A 19,522-nucleotide genomic window follows, 5' to 3' on the forward strand; every position below is an offset into this window, starting at 1 on the left:
TGTCAGCTCCCGGGCGCGTTGCGGATCAGGGTGAGGGCGGCGGCGGGGTCGAGCCGGCCGTCATAGAGCGCACGGCCGGCGATCGCACCGGCGAGCTTTTTCGCGCGCGGTGTCAGCATGGCCTTGACGTCCTCGATCGAGGCGAGGCCGCCCGACGCAATCACGGGAATCGAGATGGCGTCTGCCAGCGCAATGGTCGCATCGAGGTTCAGGCCCTTGAGTAGGCCATCGCGCGCGATGTCGGTGAAGATGATGGCGGCGACGCCGGCATCCTCGAAACGCTGCGCGATCTCCAGCACGGTGACCTGCGAGGTCTCGGCCCAGCCTTCGACCGCGACCTTGCCGTCGCGCGCGTCGAGCCCGACCGCGACGCGGCCGGGGAATTTCTTTGCGGCCGCTTTCACCAGCTCCGGATCGCGCACCGCAGCGGTGCCGATGATGACGCGGGTGATGCCTTTTTCGAGCCAGGCTTCGACGGTCGCGAGATCGCGAATGCCGCCGCCGAGCTGCACCGGGATCTTGATCGTCTTCAGCATCGCCTCGACGGCCTGCGCATTCACCGGCTTGCCGGCAAAGGCGCCGTCGAGATCGACGACATGGAGATATTCAAAACCCTGCTCGACGAAGCTCTGCGCTTGGGCGGCGGGATCGAGATTGAACACGGTCGCACGCGCCATGTCGCCTTGCTCGAGGCGCACGCATTGGCCGTTCTTGAGGTCGATGGCAGGAAAGAGAATCACGGTTTCCATCGCAAAAAGTTCGAGATCAGGGCTAGCCCAAAACGCTGGCTCTTCTCGGGGTGAAACTGCGTACCGATGGCGGTGTCCTTCGCGACGATCGCGGTGACGGGACCGCCGTAATCGGCGCGCGCGAGCACGTCCGCCTCGTTGGCGGCGTTGAGGTGGTAGGAGTGCACGAAATAGGCGTGCTGGCCCTTGGGACCGAGCGGCAGCTTGTTCAGCACCGGATGCTCCGCGAGCACATCGAGCGTATTCCAGCCCATGTGCGGGATCTTCAGGCTCTCGTCGCGCGGCGTGATCTTCTCGACGTCGCCGCCGATCCAGTTGAGGCCTTCGGTGATGACATGTTCCTTGCCGCGGCTCGCCATCAGCTGCATGCCGACGCAGATGCCGAAGAACGGCCGCGCCTTGACGCGGACCGCTTCGGTGATCGCCTCGACCATGCCGTTGACGGCATCGAGCCCGCGCCGGCAATCGGCGAAGGCGCCGACGCCCGGGAGCACCAGACGATCGGCCTCGTAGGCCTGATCGGGATCGCTGGTGACGAACACCTTTTGCGGATTTTCCAGGCCGCGCGCGGCGCGCTCGAATGCTTTCGCGGCGGAATGCAGATTCCCGGAACCGTAATCGATGATGGCGACGCTCATCTTGACCCTCCCGGTTCTGGAAACAATCCAATGATGCCGCCGGCCGGAATCGGCGGCGGGTTGGAAAATTGCTGACCCGGCACGTTGCGGGTCGGCGGCGGGCCGCCGCGATCGACAGCCCATTGATCGTTGACGATGCCGCGCTGCTTCTGGCTCCAGCGCTCGAAGAAACGCCGCTCCGCGGTGTCCTCGTCATCGGCGACGACGACATCGAGTTGCCGCCAGCTGCCGCGTGAGAGAGTCCAGCGGCGCAGGCTCGAGGCCTCGAAGCCCATCAGCAGCGCGACGATGATGTTGGCGAAGAAGATCGAGCCCCGGCCGACGCCGAGACTATGCAGCCCGGCATCGAACGCGGCGAGGAAGACGATCCAGCCGATCAGGGCCAGCCAAAGCCTGTTCCAGGCCAGCCAGAACGGACCGAACACCATGGCCCAGAAATGGAAGCCGTCGCGCACGAACACGAATTTGTCGGTCGCGCGCAGGTCGGCCCCGCCTGGGGTGGGAGCATGAACTGTGTAGACAGGCATTTTCGATGCCCCGTTCTCGAGAATTGAGGTCAATGCCGCCGGCGGCGCCTGGCCACCGAAACGGAGATGTCAGCCGCCAAGCGAGCCCTTGGTGGACGGGATTTCGCCCGCCGCCTTGGGATCGATCGCGACCGCGGTGCGCAGCGCCCGCGCCAGGCCCTTGAAGCAGGACTCGGCGATATGGTGGCTGTTATCGCCATATAGGGTCTCGACGTGGAGAGTCACGCCGGCGTTGATAGCGAAGGCCTGGAACCACTCGCGCACCAGCTCGGTGTCGAACTCACCGATCTTGTCGCGGGGGAAGTCGGCCTTGAACACCAGGAACGGGCGGCCCGAAATGTCGATGACCACGCGCGTCAGCGTCTCGTCCATGGGCATGTGCACGCCGGCATAGCGGGTGATGCCCGCCATGTTGCCGAGCGCCTGCCTGACCGCCTGGCCGAGCGCGATGCCGGTGTCTTCGGTGGTATGGTGATGATCAATGTGCAGGTCGCCCACCGCCTTGACCGTAAGGTCGATGCGGGAATGGCGGGCGAGGAGATCGAGCATATGGTCGAAAAAGCCGATGCCGGTCGCGATATTGGCCACGCCGGTGCCATCGAGGTTCACGGAGACCTCGATGTCGGTTTCCTTGGTCTTGCGCTTGATCGTCGCGGTGCGCATTGAAAGCTGGCTTTCATCCTAGCTTGGAGCCGAAAACGCCTGTCTCTTAACAGCCAAATGACGCCTTCGCTACTGCGGGAACGGCTGGCCGGGCCTCTACTTCTGCCTATGGTGAGCGAATTCGGCCCGGAACGGCCCGTTGTGCCCCGGTTGTCCCTTTCGCCGCGACCGCCTAAATCAGCCGAGACAACGAGGTTTAAGATGCAGGATTCCCAGAACAGCTCGCCGGTCTGGCACGGCACCACGATTTTGACGGTCCGCAAGGGCGGCAAGGTGGTGGTCGGCGGCGACGGCCAGGTCTCGATCGGCCAGACCGTGATCAAGTCCAACGCCAAAAAGGTCCGGAAACTCGGCAAGGGCGACGTTATCGGCGGCTTCGCCGGCGCCACCGCCGACGCCTTCACGCTGTTTGAGCGGCTCGAATCCAAGCTCGAGCAATATCCGGGGCAACTGACCCGGGCCGCCGTGGAGCTCGCCAAGGACTGGCGCACCGACCGTTACCTGCGGCGGCTGGAGGCCATGATGATCGTGGCCGACAAGGACGTCTCCCTGGTCCTGACCGGGACCGGCGACGTGCTCGAGCCCGAGGCCGGCGTCATGGCGATCGGCTCCGGCGGCAATTATGCGCTGGCCGCGGCCCGCGCCCTGATCGACACCGACAAGGACGCCGAGACCATCGTCCGCCGCTCGCTCGACATCGCCGCCGACATCTGCGTCTACACCAACCGCAACGTCACCATCGAAGCGCTGACGGCCGGCTGAGCGGATGGCATTGGCCCGCAGCGACAGCCCGACCCGACCCGCGTTTCCGGCGCTCGCCTGGGTCGGCATCGCGCTGTTGCTGCTGGCGCTGCAGGCCTCGATCCTGTTCGCGATGGGGCGGGTGCCGATCTGCACCTGCGGCTATGTCAAGCTCTGGCACGGCGCGGTGAACAGCTCGGAGAACTCCCAGCACATCGCCGACTGGTACAGTTTCTCGCACGTGCTGCACGGCTTCCTGTTCTACGGACTGACCTGGCTCTTGTTCTCGCGGCGCTTGACCTCTTTGCAGCTCTCCTGGCCGGCGCGGCTGATCATCGCGATGCTGATCGAGGGCGCCTGGGAGATCGTCGAGAACTCGCCGTTCATCATCGAGCGCTACCGCGCCGGCACGATCTCGCTGGATTATTTCGGCGACAGCATCGTCAACTCGGTCTCTGACAATCTGTTCATGGTGCTGGGGTTCCTCACCGCGCGCGTGCTGCCGATTCCTGCAACCGTCGTGATCGGGCTTGCCTTCGAGATCATGCTGGCGCTGCACATTCGCGACAATCTGACGCTCAACGTGCTGATGCTCATCCATCCGATCGAGGCCGTGAAGCAATGGCAATCCGGTCCGCCGATCATTTGACGGTCAAAAAACCGGCTTGTCCCCGCCGGCTTCTAATCCTAGCTAAGGTCCCATGACAGACTTTTCCCCCCGCGAAATCGTTTCCGAACTCGACCGTTTCATCGTCGGCCAGGCCGATGCCAAGCGCGCCGTCTCGATCGCGCTGCGCAACCGCTGGCGGCGGCAGCAGCTGACCGGCTCGCTGCGCGAAGAGGTGCTGCCGAAGAACATCCTGATGATCGGCCCGACCGGTGTCGGCAAAACGGAAATCGCGCGGCGATTGGCGAAACTCGCGAATGCGCCGTTCCTGAAGGTGGAGGCGACGAAGTTCACCGAGGTCGGCTATGTCGGCCGCGACGTCGAGCAGATCGTGCGCGATCTCGTCGAGGTCGCGATCGCCCAGGTGCGCGAGCGCAAGCGCAAGGACGTGCAGGCGCGGGCCCAGCTCGCCGCGGAAGAGCGCGTGCTCGATGCGCTGGTCGGCGCCAATGCGAGCTCGGCGACGCGGGAATCCTTCCGCAAGAAGCTGCGCGCCGGTGAGCTCAACGACAAGGAAATCGAGATCGAGACGCAGTCGTCCGGCAGCGGCATGCCGATGTTCGAAATCCCGGGCATGCCGGGCGCGCAGATGGGCGCGATCTCGATCGGCGACATTTTCGGCAAGATGGGCGGCCGCAGCAAGACGCGGCGGCTGACGGTCGAGGGCTCGCACGAAATCCTCGTCAACGAAGAGTCCGACAAGCTGCTCGACACCGACCAGCTGACACTGGAGGCGATCAGCGCGGTCGAGAACAACGGCATCGTGTTCCTCGACGAAATTGACAAGATCTGCGCCCGCGATGGCCGCGTCGGCGGCGACGTCTCGCGCGAGGGTGTGCAGCGCGACCTGCTGCCGCTGATCGAGGGCACCACGGTCTCGACCAAGCACGGCGCGGTCAAGACCGACCATATCCTGTTCATTGCCTCCGGCGCCTTCCACGTCGCAAAGCCGTCCGACCTGCTGCCGGAATTGCAGGGTCGCCTGCCGATCCGCGTCGAATTGCAGGCGCTGACCCGCGACGACATGCGCCGCATCCTGACCGAGCCCGAGGCCTCGCTAATCAAGCAATACGTCGCCCTGATGCAGACCGAGGGCGTCACGCTGGACATCACCGACGACGCCGTCGACGCGCTCGCCGACGTCGCGGTCGCCGTCAATTCGACCGTCGAGAATATCGGCGCGCGCAGGCTGCAGACCGTGATGGAGCGCGTGCTGGACGAAATCTCCTTCACCGCCCCCGACCGCAACGGCGAGACCGTCCGGGTCGATGCCGATTTCGTGCAGAAGCACGTCGGCGACCTCGCCAAGAACGCGGATTTGAGCCGGTTTATTTTGTAATTCTGGGCGGCCGCGCTATTCATTCCGCCGTCGTCCCGGCGAAAGCCGGGACCCATAACCACCAACGCTTATTGTTGGAAAAGATAGCGGCCCCAGCCTTGGCTCAAAACGAACATTCGTGGCTATGGGTCCCGGCTTTCGCCGGGACGACGCCGGAGGTTGACGCGCGCCGGGTGCCGCGTGCCCACTAGCATTTGGCAAAACCCCTGGCGGCTGCTGCTCGCGATCAACGCGGCGGTCATCGTCGGCGTGTTCGTTCACAAGATCCAGCTGCCGCCTTACGTCCCCTACATCCACCTCCTCGTCGATTACCATTTCGGCTTCATCAAGCGCGCGCTGATCGGAGCTGTTGTCGCGCTGTTCACCGACAAAGTGCCGGTGTGGCTGGTGTTCGCACTCGGCGGCGCGACCTGGCTGGTGACAACAGCGCTGTACGCAAAGCTGTTTCAGAAGACGTTCGGCTTCACCGCGAAGACGCTGCCGCTGTTCGTCTTCATCGCGGGATCGCCGTTCTTCCTGAAGAACTTCATGCACACGCTCGGCCATTTCGACATCTATGGCTGCGCGCTGGCGATCATCCTGTTGCTGATGCCGGCCGGCTCACTCGTGTTCGTGGCGACGGCGGCGCTGTTCTCGATCATCCTCGTGCTGATCCACCACATTCATCTCCTGATGTATGTGCCGACGATCATCACCATCGTCGTGACCAGGCACTATCTCGCTTACGGCCTCAGTCGCGGCAATGTCGCGTTCGGCATCGCCGCCCTCGCCGCGGTCTCCGCACTGTTCTTCGCGGCGCAGTTCCTCGGAACGATGCCGGTGCCGGAAGCGGATTTCGTCGCGTACCTGAAAACGCGGATGGCCGATCCCTCGCGCACCGATCTGCTGCAATTCAGCTACATCTGGTACCAGCCGCTGGCGAAGGAGCTTTCGGATACTTGGGGCCGGCTGCCGCACAACAGCCTCGGCATTCCCGTGTTCGCGCTGCTGATCTGGCTGCACACACCGCTCTGGCGCTATTTTGCGAACCTGATCGGCGGTCTTGCGAACCAAACGCACCGCCGTCTCGTCATCGCGGCGCTGATCGGAATCAGCTTCGCCTATCTCGTGATGTTCGCGATGGTGTTCGACTATTCGCGCTGGATCTCGAACTGGGCGGTCTGCATGTTCCTGATCCTGCATGCGGTGAAGATGCTGCCGGCGAAGCAAGCGGCAGCGCTGATCCCGGAAGAGGACCAGAAGACCAACATTTTCGGCCTGATCGTCACGCTGATCCCGCGCGTCGGAATCGTCCGGCCTTTTTAGTCGAGCATGATCTGGTCGGAAAACCGGTGCCCACTTTTCCGGATCATGCTTTCTAAAACCGCGCCCGCCTGATCCGCACGTAAAGCGCGCCCTCGCCGCCGTGGCCGATGCCAGCCTCCTCGAAGCCGACGACGAAGGCGCGGAATTCCGGCAGGCTCAGCCATTCCGGCACCTGCCGGCGCAGCACGCCGCTTTCGCCGCCGCTGCGGCCCTTGCCGGTGATGACGAGCACGAAGGTCAGGCCATCGTGATGGGCGCGGTGGAGAAAACCGGTCAAGGCGCGGTGCGCGCGCATCTGGGTCATGCCGTGCAGATCAAGCCGCGCCTCGATCTCGCTACGGCCACGTGACAGCTTTGTCCGCTCGCGCTTGCCGAGCGGGGCAAGCGGCGGCATCGCCGGCTTTGACGGACGCGGGGCTGCCGCAGCCGCCAGCGGCCGCGGCGATAGCGCGGGCTTGGCAACATGCGCTGCGGGCGAAGGCTCGGCGCGCGGCGCAGTGTGCACCTTCGTCGCGCGATGCTTCCGCAGCGGCTTGACCTGCTTTGCGACCAGCTCCCACAGCTCGCGATCTTCCTCGGTGAGCCCACGACGGCGCGGCGAGGGACGCGGAGGATCCAGCACGGGCGGACGGGACGATCGCTTCATTGCTGGTGGGGACGACTTTTCATGTGCCTGCGCGGTTCGCGAACAGGTTCTATCACAGGACGCGGCGCCGGCAGCGGCACCGGGCCGGCGATTGCGACGGTCTCGCCCTTCGCCGTGTCCTTGGCCGCCTCCTTGGGATCGGTCTGCGGAAACAGCTTTGCGATCTTCTCCGACGGCCGCGGATCCGGCACCGGCAGCCGCGCGGCGCGCAGGCCGGGATCGAGGCTCTTCGGCACCAGCATCACGAAATGCATGGGGTGACGCAGCCGGCCCGAGACGCGGCCGGCGTCAGCGCCCGCGCCAAAATAGAGATCCGCGCGGGCAGGCCCGATGATGGCCGAGCCGGTGTCCTGCGCGATCATCAGGCGATGGAATGGCGTCTTGGCGCGGTCGGACTCGATCGGCAGCTCGCCCTCGATGAAGAACGGTGTGCCGTAGACGTGGAGCGATTTGTCGACCGCGATCGAACGGCCGGCGGTCAGCGGGATACCCTGCGCACCGACCGCTTCGTCCTTGTCGGACAGATTGACCTCATGGAAGAAGATGTAGGAGCGGTTCTGGCGCCGCAGCTCCTTGGCGCCGTCAGGATTCTGCGCCATCCACTCCCTGATCTTCTGCATCGACATCTCCTCCCTCGGAATGATGCCGCGCTCGATCAGGACACGCCCGACGGCGGTGTAGGGATAGCCATTATAGGAATCGTAGTTGAGCCGAAGGGTGGCACCGTCGTCGAACTTGATCCGCGCCGAGCCCTGGATCTGGGCGAACAGCAGATCGGTCGGATCCTTCAGCCAGGCGATCTCCAGGCCGCGGCCGGCGATCTTGCCGTCCTCGATCTCGCCGCGGTCGTAATAGGGCACCAGCTTGCGGCGGCCGATCTTGCGGTAGACCGATCCCTTGTTGGGCAGGCTGACCGAGGCCTGATTGAAGCCGCGCACGAACAGGTTGGAGGGGCGGCGATAGACCGGGACGTTGTAGACATCGGTCTGCGTGCGCGATCCGTCCAGCACCGGCTCGTAATAACCGGTGACGAAGCCGTCGGGCTCGCCGAGCCGCGAAATCCGCAGCGGCGAAAAATTCTCCTCGAAGAAAATCTTCGCCTGGGCGTCGTCGGCCGGCTCGAGCGATTTGACGGCCCGGCAGGGTTCGCTCAACGAGCCGCCCAGGGCCTTCTGTTCGGGAGCGCCGGTCTGCGCATTGATCGAGCGGCAGCTGGCGCGAAAGGTCTTGTAGGCCGCGAGATGATCGTCCTCGCTCCAGCCCTTCACGTCGGCCCAGGCCAGCGGCAGATATTGCGCGCCGGGAATCTCGAACGGGAGCGGGAGCTGCGGGTAGGGCAAGGCCCGCGGCGGGATCGCAGCGACTTCGGGAAGGTGGTGGTAATGGCTGCGGTAGTGACGCCGCGCAGCCTCGGCGCCAAGCGAAAACGAAGCCAGCACAACGAGGCCTGCGCAAAGCGCCGTCGCGCTGTTCTTCAGAAAGATCTTAATTCGCGCTTCCGGTGCCAACCAGCTTCCAGTTCGGATCGCGAGAGGTGGTGTCGCGGGCGAAAGTCCAGATATCGGTGATATCGGCGACCTTGTCGGCGCTACCGTCGACGATGTTGCCGGCCTTGTCACGGGTGGCCGAGATCATCTGCGAGACGAAGCGGATGGTCAGCTGCGCCGTGCGGTCGCGCAGCTCGGCGCCGACCAGCTCGGCCTTGTCGATCGAGACGAAGCGCGTCTCGGTCTTCTGCTCGTTCTTCTCGCGGTCCTTGATCGCGGCGTCGAAGCTCTCATAGACCTCCGACGACAGCAGGTCGCGCAGCGCGCGGCGGTCGCCATTGGCGAAAGCCAGCACGATCATCTCATAGGCGCCGCGGGCGCCCGAGATGAAGTGACGCGGATCGAAGGTGGAATCCTTGTCGACGATGGCATCGAGGCCCTGGGCGAGCGCAGTGCCCGGTTCGGTCAGGCCCTTCCAGCGATCGGAGGGCGGAGCCGGCTCGGCCGTCGGCGCCACGGGCGCCTGGTCGATCACCTTGCCCGGCATGGTCACGACGTTCTTGTCCGGGGCACCACCCAGCGTGTTGCGAGCCGTGCGGTCGAACGGCGGCCGTTCGTTGCCGGTCCGCTGCCCCAGCACGCTGCGCAGTCGCAGGAAAATAAAGACCGCCAGCGCCAGGAAAATGATGGTGTAGATGTCCACGTGGTATTCGCTTTCTGGTCTTTTCGAGAAGGGGCCGTCGCCGGGAAAATCGATCCGGCCAGTAGACCGTTCCATACGGGAACGGCAAGTCTACATCACCATTTTGGGTCCGAGCGTCACGTCCGCCGGATGTAGGCACGAAATTTGGCCCGGCCAATGGCGCCTTTTGGCACAGCGCGGAGTGTAGCGCGTTTTATGCTTAAGGGGAAACCCGATCCTGGCCGGAAATCGCGCATCTTCAAGCGTTTAACATGCGATTTCGGGTTAGGGACGGGTCAAACGTCACAGTTACGGGCGCGGCCCGGATCGATCCTCCGGAGCCGTTCGTCCTTGTCGAATGAGGCGGCCCTATGTTAGCCAACCGCCGCGAAATTCAGCCCAAATCGGGTAAGGAGACACTTCGATGACCAACGGTAACGGTACCCCTCCCGAGGCGGCCCAGGCTCCCCAGCTCAACGTGCTGGCGCAGTATACCAAGGACCTCTCGTTCGAAAATCCGAACGCACCGGGCTCGCTCCAGCCGCAGAACCAGGCGCCCCAGATCAACATCCAGATCAATGTCAGCGCCAACAACCTCAGCGATTCCGAGTTCGAGGTCACGCTGTCGGTCGAGGGCAAGGCCGAGAACGCCGGCAAAGTGATGTTCTCGTTCGAGCTCGCCTATGCCGGCGTGTTCCGGATCGTCAACGTGCCGAAGGAAAACCTGCACCCGCTGGTCATGATCGAGTGCCCGCGCCTGCTGTTCCCGTTCGCCCGCGAGATCATCGCGACCGCCGTGCGCGACGGCGGGTTCCCGCCCCTAATGTTGGACCCGGTCGATTTCGTCGGTCTCTATCGCCAGAACATGGAGCGGCAAATGGCCGCCGGTGGTCAGGCCGGCCAAGCGTAAGGCTAAGGCCTAACCAGCAGGATCGACGGCAGCTGGAGCGGGCAGGAACTCGTTCCAGATCGCCTTATCGCCGAGCGTTGCGATGAAAGCCCGGTGGGCTTCGCGCTCGGCGTCTGACACCCGCGGCGCGAGCGGCACGGACCGCTGCCGCCGCGGCGCATCGCCCGCGGCATTGACACGAATCTCCTGGGTGTCCGACGCCAGCAGCAGCTGCGACTGCCGCGCCCCGACCAGATCAACATAGACTTCAGCGAGCAGTTCGGAATCGAGCAGCGCGCCGTGCTTGGTGCGGTGTGAATTGTCGATCGAATAGCGCGAGCAGAGATCGTCGAGCCGGTTCGACACGCCGGGATGCTTGCGCCGCGCCAACAGCAGCGTATCGACCAGCCGCTCGCGCGGGATCGCGGGACGCTTGATCCGGTCGAGCTCGGCATTGATGAAGCTGATGTCGAACGAGGCGTTGTGGATCACCAGCGGCGCATCGCCGATGAATTCCAGAAACGCGTCGACCACCTCGGGGAATAGCGGCTTGGTCGACAGAAACTCCGCCGACAGCCCGTGCACCGCGAAAGCCTCCGCCGGCATATCTCGTTCGGGATTGATATAGACGTGGTACGTCTGGCCCGTCGGCATGCGGTTGAAGATCTCGACGCAGCCGATCTCGACCAGACGATCGCCGCGCAAGGGATCGAGGCCGGTGGTTTCGGTATCGAGAACGATTTCACGCATGATTCTGAGAGGTCTGAGGCGCCGTGTGGAGCGGCGAATCAGGCTCGCCGCTGCGGCATCTTAACGACCTCGGCCAGGATGTGCGTGATTTGCGCGCGCACCGGCTCAAGTCCGTGTGAGGTATCCACGACGAAATCGGCCCGCTTGCGCTTTTCGGCATCGGGCGTCTGCTTGGCGATGATGGCGTCGAGCTTTGCTTCGTCCATGGTTCCCCGCGCCAGCACCCGTTCGCGCTGGACCTCCGGCGAGGTCGAGACCACGACCACGGCGTCGACGCGCTTCTCGCCACCTGTTTCGAACAGCAGCGGAATATCGAGAACCACGACCGGAGCCTTGGCGGCTTCGGCATCGGCAAAGAATTTCTGCCGGGAGGCACCGAGCATGGGGTGAACGATCTGCTCAAGCTGCTTGATCGCGGCGGGATCATGCACCACGCGCGCTGACAGTTTGGGACGATCGACCTTGCCGTTCGCGGTGGTGCCGGGGAAGGCGGCCTCGATCGCGGGCGCGGCCTCGCCTTCATAGAGCTGATGGACGGCGGCATCGGCGTCGTAGACGGGCACACCGGCCTCCGCGAACAATTTCGCGGTGGTGGATTTGCCCATTCCGATCGAGCCGGTCAGTCCGAGAATCCGCATCAGCGCAAAACCATCCCTGTCAATCACACCGTCATGAGCCGTTCGCGCCGCAGGAACGCAAGCAGCGGCAGCAGCGGTAGGCCGAGAATGGTGAAATGGTCGCCCTCGATCCGCTCGAACAGATGGATGCCAAGGCCTTCGAGCTGATAGGCTCCGACGCTGGTGGTGACGGCATCACCGGCGGCGTCGAGATAGGCCGAAAGCTCGGCCTCGGTCATAGCTCGCATGGTCATGCGGGCAATCGACACATCCTCGAAAACAATCTTGCCGTCATGCGCCACTGTGACGGCGGAATTCAGCTCGTGGCTGTGACCGGCGAGATCGCGCAACTGCGCCAGCGCCTGTGTCCGACCGGTCGGCTTGTTGAAGAGGCGCTCGCCGAGCGCGAGCGTCTGGTCGGCGCCGATCACATAAGTTCCGGGACGATTGGCCGAGACGGCCTTGGCTTTCTCGCCCGCCAGCAGCAGGGCGATCTCGCGCGGGCTTGAAAGTCTCGAAGCAGCCTGGATACCGCGCTCGTCGATGTCGGCGGTCGCAGTCTCGAATTCGAGCCCGGCGTTCGCCAGCAGCATTTTGCGTGCGCTGCTCTGCGAGGCCAGGATCAACGGAGTTTTGCCGCGCCACAGAGCCATTTTCAAAAGCTATTCAGAAGGCCGGTTACGCTGGCGATCGCTGTAGAGCTTCATGATCGCCGCCGCGGTTTCCTCGATCGAGCGCCGCGTCACGTCCAGCAGCGGCCAGTCGTGCTTGGCGCTCAGCTTGCGCGCGAACGCGACCTCCTCGGTGACCGACTGCCTGTCGGTATAGGTGTCGCTGCCGGATCCGGATTCGGCGCCCATGGAGAGCAGGCGGTTCTGACGGATCTGGATCAGACGTTCCGGTGTCGCATGCAGGCTGACCACCAGCGGCCGGGTCAGCGTCTCCAATTGCGCCGGGACAGGAATGCCCGGGACCAGCGGCACGTTCGCAGTGCGGATGCCGCGATTGGCAAGATAGATCGACGTCGGCGTCTTCGAGGTGCGGGACACGCCGACCAGGACGACGTCGGCTTCCTCGAGCCCTTCGACGTGCTGGCCGTCGTCATGGATCATCGTGTAGTTCAATGCGTCGATGCGCTTGAAATATTCGGCGTTGAGCACGTGCTGTGCGCCGACGCGACCCGTCGTCGCAGCGCCGAGATAGGCTTCGAACAGCTGCATGACCGGGCCGATGATCGACAGGCTCGGAACATTGATCGCCTTGCACTTGTCCTCGAGCCGCGAGACCAGATCCTTCTCCAGCAGCGTGAACAGCACGATGCCCGGCGCTTCCTCGATCTCGTCGAGCACGCGGTCGAGCTGCTTCTGGCTGCGCACCAGCGGATAGACATGTTCGACCGGCGTGACGTTCGCGTATTGCGCGGCGACGGCGCGCGCGACCGTGATCAGGGTCTCGCCGGTGGAGTCGGAGACGAGGTGCAGATGGAAATAATTGTTCGAGGTCGGCACAAAATCTCTTTGTATGTCGGCGGTGTGGTTTGTGGATTTCTGTGGACCTTAACCCCTCGGAAAGGGTTGCGCGACACCAGGGGCGGGACAAGTGCCAATTTTCTTCACACCACGGCCCGTCAGAATAACTCCGGCGGTCGGTCGCGCGAGAAGCGGGATTGCGCGGACAAGCCCCTTGATAGGCTGCGGATGGAAATGCGCAAGCCTTTGAGTCCGGACCACTTATCTGGTCGGGCGGGAACTGTCGCGGACATGTTGATGGATGTGAACAAGCGTCTGCGAAGTGGCGGACGGCATTGTGTGAGTCCAATCCACGGTCACTCAGACTCAAACCTTAAGAATCTAAGATTCTTTATTGGAGAAGGGCGCTCCAGCGAGATATGTGTGCAGGTAAGATCTTAACGAGTTCTTACTATCCCCAGATCGCCGAACGGCTGGGCGCACAGATGGACGCCGGACATGTTTGAAGACGTCTATCTCTGGATCAAGGCGCTGCACGTGATCGCCGTCATCTCCTGGATGGCCGGCATGCTCTATCTGCCCCGGCTGTTCGTCTATCATTGCGAGGCCGAGATCGGCTCGAAACAGTCCGAAACCTTCAAGGTGATGGAACGTCGCCTGCTCAAGGCGATCATCAACCCCGCCATGATCGTCACCTGGCTTGCCGGGCTTTACCTTGCCTGGGCCGGCCATTGGTTCACCTTCGGCTGGCTGCACGTAAAACTGGCACTGGTGCTGGCGATGTCTGCGGTCCACGGCTTTTTTTCCCGCTGGCTCAAGGACTTTGCTGCCGACCGGCGCCCGCACAGCCAGAAATTCTTCCGAATTATCAATGAGGTGCCGACCGTCCTGATGATCATCATCGTCTTCATGGTGATCGTGAAGCCGTTCTAGGCAATCATCGGGAACGATCGCCCAGCGCTTCGGCTTGCGGAGTGGGAAGCGATTTTCTATATTATCGATATCCCACCCAACGCAGGCGGATGTGGTTGTGTCCGAGCTTTTTGAAGGCCGGACACCGCATCAGGTTTGAAGCCCCCACCGGCACTTAACCTTGCCAGACCTGCGGACCTTACCTTCTCACGTCCGCATTTCAGAGCCTCCTCGCACCCCTCCCAAGGTTACCCCACAGGACCACCCCAATGCGGGAAATTAAACTCCAGGACCTCAAGTCGAAGACGCCGGCCGAGCTCGTCTCGTTCGCGGAAGAGAACGGGGTCGAGAATGCCAGCACCATGCGCAAGCAGGAGCTGCTGTTCGCCATCCTCAAGCAGCTTGCGCTGGCCGAGACCGACATCGTCGGCGAGGGCGTCGTCGAGGTGCTCTCCGACGGCTTCGGCTTCCTTCGCTCGCCCGACGCGAATTATCTGCCGGGCCCGGACGACATCTACGTTTCGCCGTCGCAGATCCGCCGTTTCGGCCTGCGCACCGGCGACACCATCGAAGGCCACATTCGCAGCCCGAAAGAGGGCGAACGCTATTTCGCGCTGCTGAAGGTCAACACGCTCAATTTCGAAGACCCGGAAAAGGCCAAGCACAAGGTCAATTTCGACAACCTCACGCCGCTGTTTCCGAATCAGCGTTTCCGCATGGAAATCGACGATCCGACGCGGAAAGACCTGTCTGCGCGCGTGATCGACATCGTGGCGCCGATCGGCAAGGGCCAGCGCGCACTGATCGTCGCGCCGCCGCGCACGGGTAAAACCGTGCTGATGCAGAACATCGCGCACTCGATTACCCACAATCATCCCGAATGCTATCTGATCGTGCTTTTGATCGACGAGCGTCCGGAAGAAGTCACGGACATGCAACGCTCGGTGAAGGGCGAGGTCGTGTCGTCGACCTTCGACGAACCGGCCGTACGTCACGTCCAGGTTGCCGAAATGGTGATCGAGAAAGCCAAGCGCCTCGTCGAGCATGGCCGCGACGTCGTGATCCTGCTCGATTCGATCACGCGTCTCGGCCGCGCCTACAACACCGTGGTGCCGTCATCCGGCAAGGTGCTGACCGGCGGCGTCGACGCTAACGCCCTGCAGCGCCCGAAGCGCTTCTTCGGTGCCGCCCGCAACATCGAGGAGGGCGGCTCGCTGACCATCATCGCGACCGCGCTGGTCGATACTGGCAGTCGCATGGACGAAGTCATCTTCGAAGAGTTCAAGGGCACCGGTAACTCCGAACTGATCCTGGACCGCAAGGTCTCGGACAAGCGGACCTTCCCGGCCATCGACATCTCGCGCTCCGGCACCCGCAAGGAGGAGCTCATCACCGACAATCAGGTGCTGAAGAAGATGTACGTGCTCCGCCGCATCCTGAACCCGATGGGCACCATGGACGCCATCGACTTCCTGCTCGACAAGCTGCGCTCGACCAAGAGCAATTCGGAGTTCTTCGACTCCATGAACACCTGAGCCAGGGTGCAGCAGAAGATCACAGGGCGCCTTCGGGCGCCCTTTTTGTTGTGCGGCTTTGCTGCGGGAAAAGTGCAGCATGGCGAGCGGCCGGACCTCAATCCCGTACTTCTCTGAAGCTGTTGATATATCGGGATAATGATTGACTTCTGACCGGCCGAAATTGTCTCGGACAGCGGTTTCTGCACCAGAATCTCAAGATTATATTGCAGAGCAATATGAAATTTGTTGCAGGCCAGGCCGCAGCAAAATCGTCGTTGCCGTGGTCCCGGACGAGCCGTTTGCCTTTTCCTCGCCAGCCGGACAAATAGGCCATGCACCCGCGTGACCAGACCATCTTTGCGCTGTCGTCCGGCCGTCCGCCGAGCGCGATCGCGATGGTACGAGTCTCGGGCCCACACGCCGGCCTGGTGTTGACGGCACTGACCGGCAAGCTGCCGACGCCGCGTCAGGCCAGCCGCCGGCTGCTCCGGGACCATTCCGGCCAACCGATCGACGATGCGGTCGTGCTCTGGTTTCCGGGGCCGGGGACCGCGACCGGTGAGGACGTCGCCGAATTTCACGTCCATGGCGGACGCGCCGTGCTGGCGGCGCTCCTCGCCGTTATTTCGTTAATTCCGAATACGCGTGCGGCGGAGCCCGGCGAGTTCACGCGGCGCGCATTCGAGAACGGCAAGCTCGATCTCACCGAGGCCGAGGGTCTCGACGATCTCATCCACGCCGATACCGATCGCCAGCGCCGCCAGGCGCTGCGGCAGTTGCAAGGCCTGCTCGGTAATCGCGCGCGTGATTGGCGCGAGCGGATCATCGAGGCCTCGGCGCTGATCGAAGCGGGAATCGATTTTTCCGATGAAGGCGATGTGCCTGCGGAATTGCGTGCGCCGGCGGTGAAAGCGATCAAGGCGCTTCACGACGAAATCACAAAAGTCCTTGCGGCACAGGGACATTCCGAACGCCTCCGCGACGGTCTGGTGGTTGCGATCGCAGGCGAGCCGAATGTCGGCAAGTCGACGCTGATGAATCAACTCGCCCGCCGCGACGTCGCGATCGTTTCGCCGCACGCCGGCACCACGCGCGACGTGATCGAGGTGCAGCTCGATCTCGACGGCTATCCGGTCACGGTGATCGACACGGCCGGCATCCGCGAGACCAATGATCCTGTCGAGCAGGAAGGTGTGCGCCGGGCGAGGGCGCGGGCCGAAGACGCCGACCTCGTGCTGTGGCTGGTGGAGGGCGAGCGCGCCGTCGATCCGTCCGGCGGCCAGGTCTGGATCGTCCGCAACAAGATCGATCTTGGAGGAGCACGGTCACCCGGCGAGTTCGGGATCTCGGCGAGTCGGGGCGACGGAATTCCGGAGCTGGTCGAGGCCCTCGTGAAATTCGCGGCGGACTTCTTCGGGACCACCGAGGGCGCATTGGTGACCCGGGCCCGGCAGCGAGACTTGTTGAGCCGCGCCTCGGACAGCTTGCGCCGGAGTCTCGACCTTGTAGAAGAGGGCGAAGAGCTCGCGGCCGAAGAGCTGCGTGCCGCGGCTTATGCCCTGGGCCGGCTGCTCGGCCGGGTCGACGTCGAGGACGTCCTCGGGGCCATTTTCCAGAAATTCTGCATCGGGAAGTAGCGCTAGTTCTTCAATGTAGAACTAGCGCTTGTTCCATTGCTTGCGTTTCACGTGAAACAGGGTTTGGGGGTTCCGGGCCGTTTCACGTGAAACAGGTATCGTAGGGTGGGCAAAGCGGAGCGTGCCCACGATCTCGGTCCGAATATGCCGGCGGCTCGTGGGCACGGCGCGCGAAGGGTGCACCCGCCTTTGCCCACCCTACAGGGTCTGTTCCGCGCATTGTTTCACGTGAAACAGCAGCCGTTTGGACGCACTTCCTACTGTGCATGGGGTTGTTGTCGCGGCACTGCTCTCAGTCGCTCCAGCACTTCCGTTTCACGTGAAACACCCGCCTCCCCAGTTTCCACTTCCGGCTTTCCTGCCGCTGAGCTAGAAGTCCGGCCATGCGACCAGAGCGAGAGAGTTTCGACGTCATCGTCATTGGCGGCGGCCACGCCGGCTGCGAGGCCGCGGCTGCGTCTGCCCGGATGGGCGCGACGACCGCTCTGGTGACACACCGTTTCTCGACCATCGGCGCGATGTCCTGCAATCCCGCGATCGGCGGTCTCGGCAAAGGTCATCTGGTCCGCGAGGTTGATGCTCTCGATGGTCTGATGGGCCGCGTCGGTGATGCCGGCGGCATCCAGTTCCGCGTTCTCAATCGCCGCAAGGGCCCGGCTGTCCGTGGTCCGCGCGCCCAGGCGGACCGGAAGCTCTATGCCGCCGCCATGCAGGCCGCGATCCGGGCGACCGAGGGTCTTTCCGTCATCGAAGGCGAGGCCGACGAACTGATCGTGGTCGATGGCCGGGTCACGGGATTGCGCCTGGCGGACGGTCGGGCGCTCCGGGCAGGGGCTGTCGTCATCACCACCGGCACCTTTCTCCGCGGTCTGATCCATCTCGGCGAGAAGAATTGGCCTGCCGGCCGCGTCGGCGAGGCCCCGGCGATGGGTCTTTCGGCCTCCTTCGAGCGTGCCGGCTTCACCCTCGGACGGCTGAAGACCGGGACTCCGCCGCGTCTGGACGGCTCCACGATCGACTGGTCCGCGGTCGAGATGCAGCCCGGAGACGAGCCGCCGGAGCCGTTCTCGGTCATGACCAAAGGGATCACGACCCCACAGATCCAGTGCGGGATCACCCGGACCACGACCGCCACCCATGAGGTGATCCGGGCCAACGTTCATCGCTCTCCGATGTACTCCGGTCAGATCAAGAGCTCCGGTCCGCGCTATTGTCCCTCGATCGAGGACAAGATCGTCCGCTTCGGCGACCGGGACGGCCACCAGATCTTCCTGGAGCCGGAAGGTCTCGACGACACCACGGTCTATCCCAACGGCATCTCGACCTCTCTGCCGGAGGAGGTCCAGCTCGCGATCCTCGCCAGCATCCCTGGCCTGGAGCGGGTCAAGATGGTCCGCCCGGGCTATGCCATCGAATACGACCACATCGATCCCCGCGAACTCGATCCAACCCTGCAGACCAAGCGTCTGCGCGGTCTTTTCCTGGCCGGGCAGATCAATGGCACGACGGGATACGAAGAGGCCGCCGGGCAGGGCATCGTGGCCGGCCTCAACGCGGCGCTCTCCGCCAGCGGAGCTGCACTGACAGTGTTCGACCGTGCGGACGGCTATCTCGGCGTGATGATCGACGACCTCGTGATCCGCGGGATCAGCGAGCCCTATCGGATGTTCACCTCACGGGCCGAATACCGGCTGACCTTGCGGGCCGACAATGCCGATCAGCGCCTGACCGAGAAGGGGATCGCGCTGGGCTGTGTCGGGAGTGCCCGGACCCAGCATCATCGCGCCAAAATGGACGCCCTGAACGCCGCGCGGGCGCTGTCGAAGTCACTGACCATCACCCCGAACGAGGCGATCAAGCACGGGCTGTCCCTGAACCGGGATGGCCAGCGCCGCTCGGCGTTCGAACTGATGGCCTATCCGGATATCGGCTGGAGCCAGGTCCGAGCGATCTGGCCGGAGCTGTCCGCCATCGATCCCGTCATCGCCACCCACCTCGAGATCGACGCCAAGTACGACGTCTATCTCGAGCGCCAGAGCGCTGACGTCGAAGCCTTCCGGCGCGACGAGGGGATGGTGCTGTCGGAGGTCGACTACAGCCTCGTCCCCGGTCTCTCCAATGAGGTTCGGGCCAAGCTGGAGAAGGCGCGGCCGTTCACCGTCGGCCAGGCCGGTCGGATCGACGGCATGACGCCGGCGGCCCTCGGCATCCTCGCGGCCTATCTCCGCCGCGAGGCACGCAAGACTTCCAAAGCAATCGCATAGGCGTTTCACGTGAAACAGCGCGG

General features: G+C 63.7%; 20 protein-coding genes. 9 read left to right on the forward strand and 11 right to left on the reverse strand.

Going from position 1 to position 19,522, the window contains the following annotated elements:
- Window positions 1-2: 2 nt before the first annotated feature.
- From hisA to hisB, 4 genes are all read right to left on the reverse strand, one after another.
- The gene (gene hisA / locus QA645_RS01265) at window positions 3-740 is read right to left on the reverse strand and encodes a 1-(5-phosphoribosyl)-5-[(5-phosphoribosylamino)methylideneamino]imidazole-4-carboxamide isomerase (protein WP_283047669.1); all 738 of its coding nucleotides are present in this window, start codon (window positions 738-740) and stop codon (window positions 3-5) included.
- Window positions 737-1,387 carry an imidazole glycerol phosphate synthase subunit HisH gene (hisH, locus tag QA645_RS01270; protein WP_283047670.1) on the reverse strand — a complete coding sequence of 217 codons (651 nt, stop codon included), beginning with the start codon at window positions 1,385-1,387 and terminating at the stop codon, window positions 737-739. Before hisH ends, hisA begins: the two co-directional genes overlap by 4 nt.
- On the reverse strand, window positions 1,384-1,914 hold the full coding sequence (locus QA645_RS01275) for a DUF2628 domain-containing protein (protein WP_254127373.1): 531 nt from the start codon (window positions 1,912-1,914) through the stop codon (window positions 1,384-1,386). Before QA645_RS01275 ends, hisH begins: the two co-directional genes overlap by 4 nt.
- Window positions 1,915-1,983: 69 nt before the next feature.
- Window positions 1,984-2,577, reverse strand: a complete 594-nt coding sequence (gene hisB / locus QA645_RS01280) for an imidazoleglycerol-phosphate dehydratase HisB (protein WP_254127374.1) — start codon at window positions 2,575-2,577, stop codon at window positions 1,984-1,986.
- A gap of 201 nt (window positions 2,578-2,778) precedes the next feature.
- On the opposite strand from hisB, the gene hslV reads away from it, so the two are divergent.
- From hslV to QA645_RS01300, 4 genes are all read left to right on the forward strand, one after another.
- Window positions 2,779-3,339, forward strand: coding sequence for an ATP-dependent protease subunit HslV (gene hslV, locus QA645_RS01285; RefSeq protein WP_027534993.1), 561 nt, complete (start codon window positions 2,779-2,781; stop codon window positions 3,337-3,339).
- A 4-nt stretch (window positions 3,340-3,343) separates the two neighbouring features.
- On the forward strand, window positions 3,344-3,967 hold the full coding sequence (locus QA645_RS01290) for a DUF2585 domain-containing protein (protein WP_283047673.1): 624 nt from the start codon (window positions 3,344-3,346) through the stop codon (window positions 3,965-3,967).
- A gap of 52 nt (window positions 3,968-4,019) precedes the next feature.
- Window positions 4,020-5,324: an ATP-dependent protease ATPase subunit HslU gene (gene hslU / locus QA645_RS01295; protein ID WP_283047675.1), complete on the forward strand. Its 1,305-nt coding sequence runs from the start codon at window positions 4,020-4,022 to the stop codon at window positions 5,322-5,324.
- A gap of 180 nt (window positions 5,325-5,504) precedes the next feature.
- Window positions 5,505-6,629: a hypothetical protein gene (locus QA645_RS01300; RefSeq protein WP_283047676.1), complete on the forward strand. Its 1,125-nt coding sequence runs from the start codon at window positions 5,505-5,507 to the stop codon at window positions 6,627-6,629.
- Window positions 6,630-6,681: 52 nt separating this feature from the next.
- Here QA645_RS01300 and QA645_RS01305 read toward each other — a convergent pair whose 3' ends face one another.
- Genes QA645_RS01305 through QA645_RS01315 form a run of 3 tightly spaced genes read right to left on the reverse strand, consistent with a single transcriptional unit; the run spans window position 6,682 to window position 9,465 of the window.
- Window positions 6,682-7,275 (reverse strand): Smr/MutS family protein, encoded by a 594-nt coding sequence (locus tag QA645_RS01305; protein WP_283047678.1) that lies wholly within the window; start codon window positions 7,273-7,275, stop codon window positions 6,682-6,684.
- Window positions 7,272-8,783 (reverse strand): MltA domain-containing protein, encoded by a 1,512-nt coding sequence (locus QA645_RS01310; RefSeq protein WP_283047679.1) that lies wholly within the window; start codon window positions 8,781-8,783, stop codon window positions 7,272-7,274. The genes QA645_RS01305 and QA645_RS01310 overlap by 4 nt, the downstream gene beginning before the upstream one ends.
- Entirely contained in the window at window positions 8,761-9,465 is a 705-nt protein-coding gene (locus tag QA645_RS01315) for a Tim44/TimA family putative adaptor protein (RefSeq protein WP_254191207.1), read from the reverse strand. The genes QA645_RS01310 and QA645_RS01315 overlap by 23 nt, the downstream gene beginning before the upstream one ends.
- Before the next feature lie 403 nt (window positions 9,466-9,868).
- Between QA645_RS01315 and secB the strand changes: the two genes are divergently transcribed.
- Window positions 9,869-10,354 (forward strand): protein-export chaperone SecB, encoded by a 486-nt coding sequence (secB, locus tag QA645_RS01320; RefSeq protein WP_254127381.1) that lies wholly within the window; start codon window positions 9,869-9,871, stop codon window positions 10,352-10,354.
- A gap of 9 nt (window positions 10,355-10,363) precedes the next feature.
- On the opposite strand, the gene dnaQ is transcribed toward secB, so the two are convergent.
- The 4 genes from dnaQ to QA645_RS01340 are packed head-to-tail and all read right to left on the reverse strand — an operon-like array spanning window position 10,364 to window position 13,208.
- Window positions 10,364-11,083, reverse strand: coding sequence for a DNA polymerase III subunit epsilon (gene dnaQ / locus QA645_RS01325; protein WP_254127382.1), 720 nt, complete (start codon window positions 11,081-11,083; stop codon window positions 10,364-10,366).
- Between the two features lie 38 nt (window positions 11,084-11,121).
- The gene (coaE, locus tag QA645_RS01330) at window positions 11,122-11,721 is read right to left on the reverse strand and encodes a dephospho-CoA kinase (protein WP_254127383.1); all 600 of its coding nucleotides are present in this window, start codon (window positions 11,719-11,721) and stop codon (window positions 11,122-11,124) included.
- A gap of 23 nt (window positions 11,722-11,744) precedes the next feature.
- Window positions 11,745-12,353 (reverse strand): Maf family nucleotide pyrophosphatase, encoded by a 609-nt coding sequence (locus tag QA645_RS01335; RefSeq protein WP_283047682.1) that lies wholly within the window; start codon window positions 12,351-12,353, stop codon window positions 11,745-11,747.
- A 9-nt stretch (window positions 12,354-12,362) separates the two neighbouring features.
- The gene (locus QA645_RS01340) at window positions 12,363-13,208 is read right to left on the reverse strand and encodes a pyruvate, water dikinase regulatory protein (RefSeq protein WP_254127385.1); all 846 of its coding nucleotides are present in this window, start codon (window positions 13,206-13,208) and stop codon (window positions 12,363-12,365) included.
- 459 nt (window positions 13,209-13,667) lie between these two features.
- Here QA645_RS01340 and hemJ point away from each other — a divergent pair, with 459 nt between their 5' ends.
- From hemJ to mnmG, 4 genes are all read left to right on the forward strand, one after another.
- Window positions 13,668-14,102, forward strand: coding sequence for a protoporphyrinogen oxidase HemJ (hemJ, locus tag QA645_RS01345; RefSeq protein WP_283047684.1), 435 nt, complete (start codon window positions 13,668-13,670; stop codon window positions 14,100-14,102).
- A gap of 248 nt (window positions 14,103-14,350) precedes the next feature.
- Window positions 14,351-15,616 carry a transcription termination factor Rho gene (gene rho / locus QA645_RS01350; RefSeq protein WP_027535007.1) on the forward strand — a complete coding sequence of 422 codons (1,266 nt, stop codon included), beginning with the start codon at window positions 14,351-14,353 and terminating at the stop codon, window positions 15,614-15,616.
- Between the two features lie 314 nt (window positions 15,617-15,930).
- Window positions 15,931-17,235, forward strand: coding sequence for a tRNA uridine-5-carboxymethylaminomethyl(34) synthesis GTPase MnmE (mnmE, locus tag QA645_RS01355; RefSeq protein WP_283047686.1), 1,305 nt, complete (start codon window positions 15,931-15,933; stop codon window positions 17,233-17,235).
- Window positions 17,236-17,618: 383 nt separating this feature from the next.
- Window positions 17,619-19,499: a tRNA uridine-5-carboxymethylaminomethyl(34) synthesis enzyme MnmG gene (gene mnmG, locus QA645_RS01360; RefSeq protein WP_283047688.1), complete on the forward strand. Its 1,881-nt coding sequence runs from the start codon at window positions 17,619-17,621 to the stop codon at window positions 19,497-19,499.
- Window positions 19,500-19,522 lie beyond the last annotated feature (23 nt).

The sequence above is a fragment of the Bradyrhizobium sp. CIAT3101 genome (assembly GCF_029714945.1).
Classification (GTDB): domain Bacteria; phylum Pseudomonadota; class Alphaproteobacteria; order Rhizobiales; family Xanthobacteraceae; genus Bradyrhizobium.